Source organism: Streptococcus oralis (genome assembly GCF_003943395.1).
Lineage (GTDB): Bacteria > Bacillota > Bacilli > Lactobacillales > Streptococcaceae > Streptococcus > Streptococcus oralis_BF.
In genome coordinates, this window is sequence record NZ_RJPJ01000007.1 from 41,136 (window position 1) to 53,534 (window position 12,399).

Consider the following 12,399-nt stretch of genomic DNA (forward strand, 5'->3'; position numbering starts at 1 on the left):
AATATGTACTTTTCTAAACGATAAATGTCCAATTAGGTTTGTATGATTTTAATATAGCAAATAAATCCATCTATTGCAAGGGCTTACATGAGCAAAACTAAACTTTTACCAAATTTTACCTGACTCTCCTATCAAGTGGTAAGATTAGTTAGTTTGTAATGATTCTTCCATAAATCTAAGAATAACAATAATACTAAGAAGAAAAACAGTTGAGAGTATCCCCAACTGTAAGTGTTTATTTTGAATGCCTTTTTGCAAAATCGACAAATCTGAATTTTTCGAGTTTATGCCGACTTTCAGTAAACTGAAACTGGCGTCCGTCTTGGAGATAGACTTTTGACTTGATTGAAACGACATAAGGGTCTTTGCCAATGTCCATGAGAATCTTGTCTCGATCATTGGTGTGGTCAATAGTAATTTCTTTCTGAGCATAATCAATATGGAGTTTGAGGTCGTCCTCTATATACGAGTAGATAGACTGCTCAGCAATTTGCCGAGTGAGATTTGGGATCAGTTCCATATCCAGATAGTCCGTATCCAGAACCGATACCAGATCATCCACCACACGCTGGCGGACTACCTTCCAAACCATCCGAAACTCTGGAAAGCCGGTTATCAGTGAGGATTTTTTATCGATAATGATCTTGTCCAGACTGACGACATTAGTCTTAGAGCGAAGTCCAAGTTCCTGGACCAGTTCTTGGTAGCTGGTTAGGTTGGAGACAGGGAAATTGACCGTTTCTTCTTTGACGACTTGGGAACCTTGCCCCCTTATCTTTTTGATCAATCCTTCCTCTTGGAGTAGGGCTAGAGCTTTTCGGACGGTGTCACGGCTCACCTGATACTGGCTCATGAGGTCGTGCTCGCTGGGGAGGAAATCTCCGACAGCGTAAGTCTCGTTTTGAATGGTTTTTTGGATTTGCTTAAATAATTGTTGGTATTTCTTCATATTACTTCCTTAAATGGGTTTTTAGTCTAGTTCAATGGACACCTGTATCTATTTTACCATACAAGTGCTAGAAAATATCCAAAAATATCCTCTTTTTATCACAAACAAGTTGCATACAAGTTTGGTATCGTTTACAATAGAACTATCAAGTCAAGCTTGCTTTGACAAGTATAAGGAGAATCAAATGGGAAAATTTGAACAAGAAGCCAAAGATCTGCTTCAGGCGATCGGAGGCAAGGAGAATGTCACTGCTGTCACCCACTGTGCGACACGGATGCGCTTTGTTCTCGGAGACGAAAAGAAGGCCAATGTCAAGGCTATCGAGTCGATTCCAGCCGTTAAAGGGACCTTTACAAATGCGGGTCAATTTCAGGTGATTATCGGGAATGACGTGCCAATTTTTTATAATGATTTTACAGCTGTTTCAGGCATTGAGGGTGTTTCCAAAGAAGCAGCCAAGTCGGCAGCTAAGAGCAATCAAAACGTACTTCAACGTGTCATGACCACTCTAGCGGAGATCTTTACACCGATTATTCCAGCCTTGATTGTTGGAGGCTTGATCCTCGGTTTCCGTAATGTCTTGGAGGGTGTTCATTGGTCAATGTTGGATGGCAAAACCATCACAGAATCTTCTCAGTTTTGGGCAGGAGTCAATCACTTCCTCTGGTTGCCTGGTGAAGCGATCTTCCAGTTCTTGCCAGTAGGAATTACCTGGTCTGTCTCTCGTAAGATGGGAACCAGCCAAATCTTGGGGATTGTTCTCGGGATCTGTTTGGTTTCACCTCAGTTGCTCAATGCCTATGCAGTTGCCTCAACACCTGCATCAGAAATCGCAGCAAATTGGGTTTGGAATTTTGGCTACTTTACTGTTAATCGTATTGGTTACCAGGCTCAAGTTATCCCAGCCTTGCTTGCAGGTTTGAGTCTGTCTTATCTTGAAATTTTCTGGCGCAAGCATATCCCAGAAGTCATTTCCATGATTTTTGTGCCTTTCTTGTCATTGATTCCAGCTTTGATTTTGGCTCACACTGTCTTGGGACCAATCGGTTGGACAATCGGACAAGGACTTTCAGCAGTTGTCTTGGCAGGTTTGACTGGTCCAGTTAAGTGGCTCTTCGGTGCGATTTTTGGTGCCCTCTACGCTCCATTTGTCATCACAGGTCTGCACCATATGACCAATGCCATCGACACACAATTGATTGCGGATGCTGGCGGAACGGCTCTCTGGCCAATGATTGCCCTTTCTAATATTGCCCAAGGTTCTGCTGTATTTGCCTATTATTTCATGCACCGTCATGATGATCGTGAGGCTCAGGTTTCACTTCCTGCAACCATTTCAGCCTATCTCGGTGTTACAGAACCAGCCCTCTTTGGGGTCAATGTCAAGTACATTTATCCATTTGTAGCTGGGATGATTGGTTCAGCCCTTGCAGGCATGTTGTCCGTTACATTCAATGTAACTGCGGCTTCTATCGGTATCGGAGGTTTACCAGGTATCCTCTCTATTCAACCTCAATACATGCTGCCGTTTGCAGGAACCATGCTAGTTGCTATTGCTGTACCAATGCTCTTGACTTTCTTCTTCCGTAAGGCAGGCTTCTTTACAAAAACAGAGGACGATACAGCCTTACAGGCAGAATTCGTTGCCCAAGAAGAAGCAGAATTTGTGACTCATGAACCAGTAACCCTTGCTCCAGTAGAAATTGTCAGCCCACTTGCTGGTCAAGTGAAAGAATTGAGTCAAGCGACGGATCCTGTTTTTGCATCAGGCGTCATGGGACAAGGTCTAGTCATTGAACCAAGCCAAGGTGAGTTGACTTCTCCAGTCAATGGGACAGTGACGGTGCTTTTCCCTACCAAGCATGCCGTTGGTATTGTCTCTGACGAAGGGGTAGAATTGCTCATCCACATCGGTATGGATACAGTAGGTCTTGATGGCAAAGGTTTTGAAAGTCTTGTAGCTCAAGGAGATCACGTCACAGTTGGTCAGAAATTGATTCGTTTTGATATAGATGTCATTAAGGCTGCAGGTCTCGTAACAGAAACTCCTGTTATCATCACTAACCAAGATGCTTATACAGCGACTATCACTGGAACTTATCCAACAACTATCCAAGCTGGGGAAGCTCTCATGGTCGCTACACGAATCTAATACTCTTCGAAAATCTCTTCAAACCACGTCAGCTTTATCTACAACCTCAAAGCGGTGCTTTGAGCAACCTGCGGCTAGCTTCCTAGTTTGCTCTTTGATTTTCATTGAGTATAATTGAAATAAAACAAACAGGGAAGGAACAGAGGTTCCTCCCTTTTATCAGAAAAGGAGAAACAGGATGGCACTTGATAAAAGAAAAGTAGTCTATCAAATCTATCCAAAATCATACAAAGACACCACTGGAAATGGTATTGGGGATTTCCGTGGGATTATCGAAAAAATCCCCTATCTAGCCAAACTGGGCGTGGATATGGTCTGGCTCAATCCATTCTATCCAAGCCCCCAACGGGATAATGGTTATGATATTTCAGATTATATGGCAGTAGATCCTCTTTTTGGTGATATGGCTGATTTTGAGGAAATGGTGCGTGTTGGTAAGGAGCACAAGATTGACTTTATGCTGGATATGGTGCTCAATCATTGTTCGACAGAACACGAATGGTTTCAGAAAGCCCTAGCTGGCGACCAGTACTACCAAGACTTTTTCTTCATCCAAGACCAACCGACAGATTGGCAGTCTAAGTTTGGCGGCTCTGCCTGGGCGCCTTTCGGGGATACGGGGAAATACTATCTTCACCTCTTTGATGAGACCCAGGCTGACCTTAATTGGCGCAATCCCAATGTCCGTAAGGAACTTTTCAAGGTTGTTAATTTCTGGCGAGACAAGGGAGTCAAAGGTTTCCGATTTGATGTGATCAATTTGATTGGTAAGGATGAGGTCTTGGTGGACTGTCCTGAAAATGAAGGGAAGCCAGCTTACACAGACAAGCCCATCGTTCATGACTATTTGCGCATGATGAACCAAGCCACTTTTGGATCAGACGATAGTTTTATGACAGTTGGGGAAATGTCCTCAACCACCATGGCAAACTGTGTCCTCTATTCGTCACCTGACCGTCAGGAATTATCCATGACCTTTAATTTCCATCATCTCAAGGTGGACTACAAGGATGGACAAAAGTGGACCTTGGCTCCCTTTGATTTTGAAGAGTTGAAAAGTCTTTATCATAGCTGGGGCAAGGAGATGAGTGATAAAAACGGCTGGAGCGCCCTCTTTTGGAACAATCACGACCAACCACGAGCCTTGAATCGTTTTATCGATATTCAACATTTCCGCAATGAAGGGGCGACTATGCTGGCTGCCAGCATTCACCTGTCACGTGGGACACCTTATATCTACATGGGTGAGGAAATCGGAATGGTTGACCCAGACTATGATTCCATGGCTGACTATGTGGATGTCGAGTCCATCAATGCTTATCAGATGCTCTTAAAAGAAGGGAAAAGTGAGCAAGAAGCCTTCCAGATTATTCAGGCCAAGTCACGAGATAATTCACGCATTCCTATGCAGTGGGATGCCTCAGAAAATGCAGGATTTTCAACAGGCACTCCATGGTTGAAAGCTGGTAAATCCTATAAAGATATCAACGTAGAAAATGACATCCAAGGCCCAATTTTCACCTTCTACCAAAACTTGATTCGACTTCGTAAGGAAATGCCAATCATTTCAGAAGGAAGTTACAAACCAGCCTTTGAAGACAGTCAGCAAGTCTACGCTTTTGAACGTCAGTATAAGGATGAAACATTACTGGTCCTCAATAACTTTTATGCCACAGAAGTGGAAATCGACTTACCAGTAGACTACCAAAATGGACAAATTTTGCTTTCTAACTATGAAACTACAGAAGTGGCTGAGAAAATTCTGCTCAAACCTTATCAAACACTGGCTATTTATGTAAATTAAACGCAGCAAGGAGCCCTCTTTCATCGAAATGCAGGGCTCCTTTTTTGTCGCCTTTTACCCTTCGTGAAAGCGTAAAACAAACTAGTCAGGAAAGTCACTTTATGGTATAATATAGAAGACTCAAAAAGAAACAGGAGAAAAAGAATGGATTTACTTTTAGCAATTGTCTTGATTGTGCTAGCTTTTCTAGGAGGAGCTCTTGGAGGGATGTACTTGGTTCGTAAGCAAATCGAAAAAGAATTTGCGGACAACCCACGTTTGAACGCTGAGGCAGTTCGTGCTCTCTTGAGTGCAAATGGTCAAAAACCAAGCGAAGCCAAGGTACAACAAGTTTACCACCAAATCATCCGCCAACAAAAAGCAGCTCTTGCTAACAATAAAAAGAAATAAATAGGAAAAGTCTGGGATGAAAGTTCCAGACTTCTCACTATGTTCAATAGTTCTCAAGGATAAGACTTTTTCCTTGCATTCTATTGATATTTGATTATGATTAAGAGAGAGGCAGTTGCCATTCTATCAAGCTGTCTATCCGTTCATTTAGGACGAGTAATTATGATGAACTATCAATCAGAAAAAGACTAGAAAGAAGACTGTATGGATAATCGACCAATTGGTTTTTTGGATTCGGGTGTCGGGGGCTTGACCGTTGTACGTGAGCTCATGCGCCAGCTTCCCCATGAAGAAATCGTCTATATTGGAGATTCGGCACGGGCGCCCTATGGTCCCCGTCCTGCTGAGCAAATCCGTGAATATACTTGGCAGTTGGTCAACTTTCTCTTGACCAAGGATGTCAAGATGATTGTCATTGCTTGTAACACTGCGACTGCGGTCGTCTGGGAAGAAATCAAGGTCCAACTAGATATTCCTGTCCTAGGTGTGATTTTGCCAGGAGCTTCGGCAGCCATCAAGTCCAGTCAAGGCGGGAAAATCGGAGTCATTGGAACCCCCATGACGGTCCAATCAGACATCTATCGTCAGAAAATCCATGATCTGGATCCGGATTTACAGGTGGAGAGTTTGGCCTGTCCCAAGTTTGCTCCCTTGGTGGAGTCTGGTGCCCTGTCAACCAGTGTCACCAAGAAAGTGGTCTATGAAACCCTGCGTCCCTTGGTCGGCAAGGTGGATAGCCTGATTTTGGGTTGTACCCATTACCCACTCCTTCGCCCTATCATCCAAAATGTCATGGGACCAAAGGTTCAGCTCATCGATAGTGGGGCAGAGTGTGTACGGGATATCTCGGTTTTGCTGAACTATTTTGAAATCAATCGTAGCCGAGATGCGGGACCTCTTCAACATCGTTTTTACACAACAGCCAATAGCCAAAGTTTTGCCCAAATTGGAGCAGAATGGCTGGAAAAAGAAATTCATGTGGAGCATGTAACATTATGACAAACAAAATTTATGAATACAAGGACGACCAGGACTGGTATGTTGGTGTCTGGGATGTCTATGGAGGCATCTATAGCCTCATCAAAGATCCTCTCGAGCTTGATTTTATGGATTTAGCGCGGATTTTTCGTGACGAGGAAAATGGATTTCCGATTACGATAACGGTGATGCGCTGGTCTTCTAACTACCGTCTGCTCTCCTTTATCGTTGAGATTTTAAATGCAGAAGCAGGACGTAACTTGGAAGTCATCCAACGTCAGGGAACCCTGCTCTTAGTTGAAAATGGACAACTCCTGCATGTCGAATTGCCTAAAGAAGGGGTCAATGTAGAAGCCTTCTTTGAGACTAGCAAGGTTAGAGAAACTCTGCTCATTGCGACTCGTAACGAGGGCAAGACCAAGGAATTCCGAGCTATCTTTGACAAACTAGGCTACGACGTGGAAAATCTCAATGACTATCCAGATCTGCCTGAAGTAGCTGAAACAGGCATGACCTTTGAAGAAAATGCTCGACTTAAAGCAGAAACTATTTCCCAATTAACAGGCAAGGTGGTGCTAGCAGATGACTCTGGTCTCAAAGTCGATGTCCTCGGTGGCTTGCCAGGTGTCTGGTCAGCTCGTTTTGCAGGTGTAGGAGCAACCGACCGTGAAAACAATGCCAAACTCTTGCACGAATTGGCCATGGTCTTTGATCTCAAGGACCGTTCGGCTCAATTCCACACAACCCTAGTCGTAGCTAGTCCAAACAAGGAAAGCTTGGTGGTTGAAGCTGACTGGCCAGGTTATATCAACTTTGAGCCCAAGGGGGAGAATGGTTTTGGTTATGATCCCCTCTTCCTTGTGGGAGAGACAGGGAAATCCTCAGCAGAGCTAACCCTTGAAGAAAAAAATAGCCAATCCCACCGAGCCTTAGCCGTTAAGAAACTTTTGGAGGTATTTCCATCATGGCAAAGCAAACCATCATTGTAATGAGTGACTCCCACGGAGATAGCTTGATTGTGGAAAAAATTCGTGACCGCTATCTGGGGAAAGTTGATGCCATTTTTCACGATGGTGACTCAGAACTCCGTCCAGACTCTCCGCTCTGGGAGGGCATCCATGTCGTCAAAGGCAACATGGACTTTTATGCTGGCTACCCAGAACGTTTGGTAACTCAACTTGGTCCAACCAAGATCATCCAGACGCATGGACACTTGTTTGATATCAATTTCAACTTTCAAAAGTTGGACTACTGGGCTCAGGAAGAAGAAGCGGACATCTGTCTCTATGGTCACTTGCATGTGCCAAATGCTTGGATGGAAGGCAAAACACTCTTTCTCAATCCAGGCTCCATCAGCCAACCACGAGGAACCATCAGAGAATGCCTCTATGCCCGTGTGGAGATTGATGACAGCTATTTCAAAGTAGACTTTTTGACACGTGATCATGAGGTTTATTCAGGCTTGTCCAAGGAGTTTACTCGATGATTGCCAAGGAATTTGAAGCATTTTTACTGGAGCAGGAAGAGACTTTTCTTACCCCTGCTGAGAATCTAGCGGCTTTGATTGATACCCATAATGCTGACCATGCGATTTTAGTGTTGAGCCAAATCACTTATACCCGTATCCCTGTTGTGACCTTTGACAAACGCTTTGTTGGAACCATTGGCTTGAGAGATATTTTGGCTTATCAAATGGAGCAAGGTTTGACGGATGAACAGATGGCAACGACAGATATCGTCAATATGACCAAGACAGATGTGGCAGTTGTCGCTCCAGACTATAACATCACAGAGGTCCTCCATAAACTGGTGGATGAACCCTTCTTGCCAGTGGTAGATGATGAAGGGATTTTCCAAGGAATCATCACGCGTAAATCTATCCTCAAGGCTGTCAATGCCCTCTTGCATGACTTTAGTAAGGAATACGAGATTCGATGCAAATGAGAGAGAGGATTTCAGACTTTTTAGAGGGAAAGCAGGGATTGTCTGCCAATTCCAAGCAGTCTTATAAGTATGATTTGGAGCAATTTTTAGACATTGTAGGTGAGCGGATTTCGGAGACCGGTCTCAAGATTTACCAAGCCCAGCTAGCCAATCTAAAAATCAGCGCCCAGAAGCGAAAACTTTCGGCCTGTAACCAATTTCTCTACTTTCTCTATCAAAAAGGTGAAGTGGACAGTTTTTATCGTTTGGAATTAGCCAAACAAGCTGAAAAGAAGACTGAAAAGCCAGAGATTCTAGACCTAGACTCTTTTTGGCAGGAAAGTAATTATCCAGAAGGACGCTTGCTGGCGCTTCTTATCTTGGGAATGGGCTTGCTGCCAAGTGAGATTTTAGCCCTTAAGGTTGCAGATATCAATCTTGATTTTCAGGTGCTGCGAATCAACAAGGCTTCCCAACAGAGGATTGTTACCATACCCACGACTTTGATTCCAGAGCTAAAACCCTTGATGGGGCAGACCTATCTCTTTGAAAGGGGAGGAAAAGCCTATTCTCGTCAGTGGGCCTTTCGTCAGCTAGAGTCCTTTGTCAAGGAGAAAGGTTTCCCAGCCTTATCAGCCCAAGCCTTGCGGGAACAGTTCATTCTAAGACAAATAGAAAAGAAGGTCGATTTGTACGAAATTGCAAAAAAATTAGGACTAAAAACAGTCCTGACCTTAGAAAAATATAGATAATGGATATTAAATTAAAAGATTTTGAAGGGCCCCTGGACCTGCTCTTGCACTTGGTTTCTAAGTATCAGATGGATATTTACGATGTGCCGATCACAGAAGTTATCGAACAGTATCTAGCCTATGTCTCAACCCTGCAGGCCATGCGTCTGGAAGTGACGGGTGAGTATATGGTTATGGCCAGTCAGCTCATGCTGATCAAGAGCCGCAAGCTTCTTCCAAAGGTGGCAGAAGTGGCTGATTTGGAGGACGACCTGGAGCAGGATCTTCTCTCTCAAATCGAAGAATACCGCAAGTTCAAACTCTTGGGTGAGCACTTGGAGGCTAAGCACCAAGATCGGGCCCAGTACTATTCCAAAGCGCCAACAGAGTTGATTTACGAGGATGCGGAGCTTGTGCATGACAAGACGACCATTGACCTCTTTTTGGCTTTTTCAAATATCCTAGCCAAGAAAAAAGAGGAGTTCGCTCAGAACCACACGACCATTTTGCGGGATGAGTATAAGATTGAGGATATGATGGTCATCGTAAAAGATTCCGTGGCTGGACGGGACCAGTTACGTTTGCAGGATTTGTTCAAGGAAGCCCAAAATATCCAAGAGGTCATTACCCTCTTTTTGGCAACCCTAGAGTTAATCAAAACCCAGGAGTTAGTCCTCGTGCAAGAGGAGAGTTTCGGAGATATCTATCTCATGGAAAAGAAGGAAAAAAGTCAAGCGGAGCAAGGTTTGACTTGATAGAGAGGAAAGATGAGTACTTTAGCAGAAATAGAAGCGCTCTTGTTTGTAGCAGGTGAAGATGGGATTCGAGTCCGTCAGTTGGCTGAACTCCTATCGCTTCCACCAACAGGCATCCAGCAGAGTTTAGAAAAATTAGCCCAGAAGTATGAAAAAGACCAAGAGTCGAGCTTGTCCCTGATTGAGACAGGTGGCGCTTACAGATTGGTGACCAAACCTCAATTTGCAGCGATTTTGAAGGAATACTCCAAGGCGCCCATTAACCAGAGTTTATCTCGGGCTGCCCTTGAGACCTTGTCCATCATTGCCTACAAGCAGCCGATTACGCGGATAGAAATTGATGCTATCCGTGGGGTCAATTCGAGCGGGGCCTTGGCAAAGTTGCAGGCTTTTGACTTGATACGAGAAGATGGGAAAAAAGAAGTGTTGGGCCGCCCCAACCTCTATGTAACTACGGATTATTTCCTAGATTACATGGGAATTAACCATTTGGAAGAACTGCCAGTGATTGATGAGCTTGAGATTCAAGCCCAAGAAAGCCAATTATTTGGTGAAAGGATAGAAGAAGATGAGAATCAATAAGTATATTGCCCACGCAGGTGTGGCCAGTAGGAGAAAAGCAGAAGAGTTGATCAAGCAAGGCTTGGTGACGGTCAACGGCCAAGTGGTGCGTGAACTAGCAATGACCATCAAATCAGGCGACAAGGTTGAAGTTGAAGGCCAACCTATCTACAACGAAGAAAAGGTCTACTATCTGCTTAACAAACCACGTGGAGTGATTTCCAGTGTGACAGATGACAAGGGTCGTAAGACTGTTGTCGACCTCTTGCCCAATGTCAAGGAGCGCATCTACCCAGTTGGACGTTTGGACTGGGATACATCAGGTGTTTTAATTTTGACCAACGATGGGGACTTTACGGATGAAATGATTCACCCCCGTAATGAGATTGACAAAGTCTATGTCGCGCGTGTTAAAGGTGTGGCCAACAAGGACAATCTTCGCCCCTTGACCCGTGGTCTTGAGATTGATGGCAAGAAAACCAAGCCAGCTGTCTATGAGATTCTCAAAGTGGACCCAGTCAAAAATCGCTCAGTAGTGCAGTTGACTATCCATGAAGGACGCAACCATCAGGTTAAAAAGATGTTTGAAGCCGTCGGTCTTCAAGTGGATAAGTTGTCTCGGACACGTTTTGGACACTTAGACTTGACAGGTCTCCGTCCAGGTGAAGCCCGTCGCCTTAACAAAAAAGAAATCAGCCAACTACACACCATGGCTGTAACCAAGAAATAATGAAACGAATCTTAATAGCGCCAGTACGCTTTTACCAACGTTTTATCTCACCAGCCTTTCCACCCTCTTGTCGCTTTGAGCCGACTTGTTCCAACTACATGATTCAGGCTATTGAAAAACATGGCTTCAAGGGTGTTTTGATGGGCTTGGCTCGAATTTTCCGATGCCATCCTTGGTCGAAAATAGGAAAAGATCCTGTCCCAGACCACTTTTCCCTCAAACGAAATCATAAACAATAAGAATCAGCCTGATTCTTTTTTGTATACTCTAGAAAGGAAGTTGGAAGATTAAGATTTCCACTATCCTTCTCCTATAAAAAGTGGTAAAATGGAGGACAGAAAGAAGGAACTGATATGACAACATTATTTTCAAAAATCAAAGAAGTAACAGAGCTTGCTGCTATCTCAGGTCATGAAGCGCCTGTCCGGACTTATCTTCGTGAAAAGTTGACACCGCATGTGGATGAAGTGGTGACAGATGGTTTAGGTGGCATTTTCGGTATCAAGCATTCGGAAGTTGCCGATGCGCCCCGTGTTTTGGTCGCTTCTCATATGGATGAAGTTGGTTTTATGGTCAGTGAGATCAAGCCAGATGGTACCTTCCGTGTCGTTGAAATCGGCGGCTGGAACCCTATGGTGGTAAGTAGTCAACGCTTTAAACTTTTTACTCGTGATGGTCGTGAAATCCCAGTGATCTCAGGTTCTGTTCCTCCACATTTGACACGGGGAACAGGTGGGCCAACCATGGCAGCTATTTCAGATATCATTTTTGATGGTGGGTTTGCAGACAAGGCTGAAGCAGAAAGCTTTGGAATTCGTCCTGGAGACACTATCGTTCCAGATAGTAGTGCCATCCTAACAGCCAATGAAAAGAATATCATCTCAAAAGCTTGGGACAACCGCTACGGTGTTCTCATGGTGAGCGAGTTAGCTCAAGCCTTGTCAGGTCAAAAACTGGGAAATGAACTCTATCTTGGTTCCAATGTCCAAGAAGAAGTTGGGCTTCGTGGCGCTCATACTTCTACAACTAAGTTTGACCCAGAAGTTTTTCTGGCAGTTGACTGTTCACCTGCTGGTGATGTTTATGGTGGCCAAGGCAAGATTGGGGATGGAACACTGATTCGCTTCTATGATCCAGGTCATTTGCTTCTCCCGGGTATGAAGGATTTCCTTTTGACAACGGCTGAAGAGGCTGGTATCAAGTACCAATACTACTGTGGAAAAGGCGGAACGGACGCTGGAGCAGCCCATCTGAAAAATGGTGGTGTCCCATCTACAACTATCGGTGTCTGCGCTCGTTATATCCATTCTCACCAAACTCTCTACGCTATGGATGACTTCCTAGAAGCCCAAGCTTTCTTGCAAGCCCTAGTGAAAAAATTGGATCGTTCAACGGTTGATTTGATTAAACATTATTAAAGAATAAG

At 44.2% G+C, this 12,399-nt stretch carries 14 protein-coding genes; 13 read left to right on the forward strand and 1 reads right to left on the reverse strand.

The window, feature by feature from the left end:
• Positions 1-235: 235 nt before the first annotated feature.
• Complete coding sequence (gene treR, locus D8802_RS06460; RefSeq protein ID WP_125395227.1) at positions 236-949, reverse strand: trehalose operon repressor; 714 nt, start codon at positions 947-949, stop codon at positions 236-238.
• A 184-nt stretch (positions 950-1,133) separates the two neighbouring features.
• Here treR and treP point away from each other — a divergent pair, with 184 nt between their 5' ends.
• From treP to pepA, 13 genes are all read left to right on the forward strand, one after another.
• Positions 1,134-3,101, forward strand: coding sequence for a PTS system trehalose-specific EIIBC component (gene treP / locus D8802_RS06465; RefSeq protein WP_185758211.1), 1,968 nt, complete (start codon positions 1,134-1,136; stop codon positions 3,099-3,101).
• A gap of 178 nt (positions 3,102-3,279) precedes the next feature.
• Positions 3,280-4,905: an alpha,alpha-phosphotrehalase gene (gene treC / locus D8802_RS06475; protein ID WP_125395229.1), complete on the forward strand. Its 1,626-nt coding sequence runs from the start codon at positions 3,280-3,282 to the stop codon at positions 4,903-4,905.
• Positions 4,906-5,049: 144 nt separating this feature from the next.
• Positions 5,050-5,295: a YneF family protein gene (locus tag D8802_RS06480; protein ID WP_000364986.1), complete on the forward strand. Its 246-nt coding sequence runs from the start codon at positions 5,050-5,052 to the stop codon at positions 5,293-5,295.
• A gap of 204 nt (positions 5,296-5,499) precedes the next feature.
• Positions 5,500-6,294 (forward strand): glutamate racemase, encoded by a 795-nt coding sequence (gene racE, locus D8802_RS06485; protein ID WP_125395230.1) that lies wholly within the window; start codon positions 5,500-5,502, stop codon positions 6,292-6,294.
• Positions 6,291-7,262, forward strand: a complete 972-nt coding sequence (locus tag D8802_RS06490; protein ID WP_125395231.1) for a nucleoside-triphosphate diphosphatase — start codon at positions 6,291-6,293, stop codon at positions 7,260-7,262. Before racE ends, D8802_RS06490 begins: the two co-directional genes overlap by 4 nt.
• Positions 7,238-7,759: a metallophosphoesterase gene (locus tag D8802_RS06495; RefSeq protein WP_125395232.1), complete on the forward strand. Its 522-nt coding sequence runs from the start codon at positions 7,238-7,240 to the stop codon at positions 7,757-7,759. The genes D8802_RS06490 and D8802_RS06495 overlap by 25 nt, the downstream gene beginning before the upstream one ends.
• Entirely contained in the window at positions 7,756-8,217 is a 462-nt protein-coding gene (cbpB, locus tag D8802_RS06500) for a cyclic-di-AMP-binding protein CbpB (RefSeq protein WP_000560696.1), read from the forward strand. The genes D8802_RS06495 and cbpB overlap by 4 nt, the downstream gene beginning before the upstream one ends.
• Positions 8,214-8,948: a site-specific tyrosine recombinase XerD gene (gene xerD, locus D8802_RS06505; protein ID WP_312023259.1), complete on the forward strand. Its 735-nt coding sequence runs from the start codon at positions 8,214-8,216 to the stop codon at positions 8,946-8,948. Before cbpB ends, xerD begins: the two co-directional genes overlap by 4 nt.
• On the forward strand, positions 8,948-9,682 hold the full coding sequence (locus tag D8802_RS06510; RefSeq protein ID WP_125395234.1) for a segregation/condensation protein A: 735 nt from the start codon (positions 8,948-8,950) through the stop codon (positions 9,680-9,682). Before xerD ends, D8802_RS06510 begins: the two co-directional genes overlap by 1 nt.
• 12 nt (positions 9,683-9,694) lie before the next feature.
• On the forward strand, positions 9,695-10,264 hold the full coding sequence (gene scpB, locus D8802_RS06515; RefSeq protein ID WP_000105288.1) for an SMC-Scp complex subunit ScpB: 570 nt from the start codon (positions 9,695-9,697) through the stop codon (positions 10,262-10,264).
• Positions 10,251-10,973, forward strand: coding sequence for a pseudouridine synthase (locus tag D8802_RS06520; protein WP_125395235.1), 723 nt, complete (start codon positions 10,251-10,253; stop codon positions 10,971-10,973). The genes scpB and D8802_RS06520 overlap by 14 nt, the downstream gene beginning before the upstream one ends.
• Positions 10,973-11,212 carry a membrane protein insertion efficiency factor YidD gene (yidD, locus tag D8802_RS06525; protein ID WP_125395236.1) on the forward strand — a complete coding sequence of 80 codons (240 nt, stop codon included), beginning with the start codon at positions 10,973-10,975 and terminating at the stop codon, positions 11,210-11,212. The genes D8802_RS06520 and yidD overlap by 1 nt, the downstream gene beginning before the upstream one ends.
• Positions 11,213-11,326: 114 nt before the next feature.
• Positions 11,327-12,391 (forward strand): glutamyl aminopeptidase, encoded by a 1,065-nt coding sequence (gene pepA / locus D8802_RS06530; protein ID WP_125395237.1) that lies wholly within the window; start codon positions 11,327-11,329, stop codon positions 12,389-12,391.
• Positions 12,392-12,399: the final 8 nt, after the last annotated feature.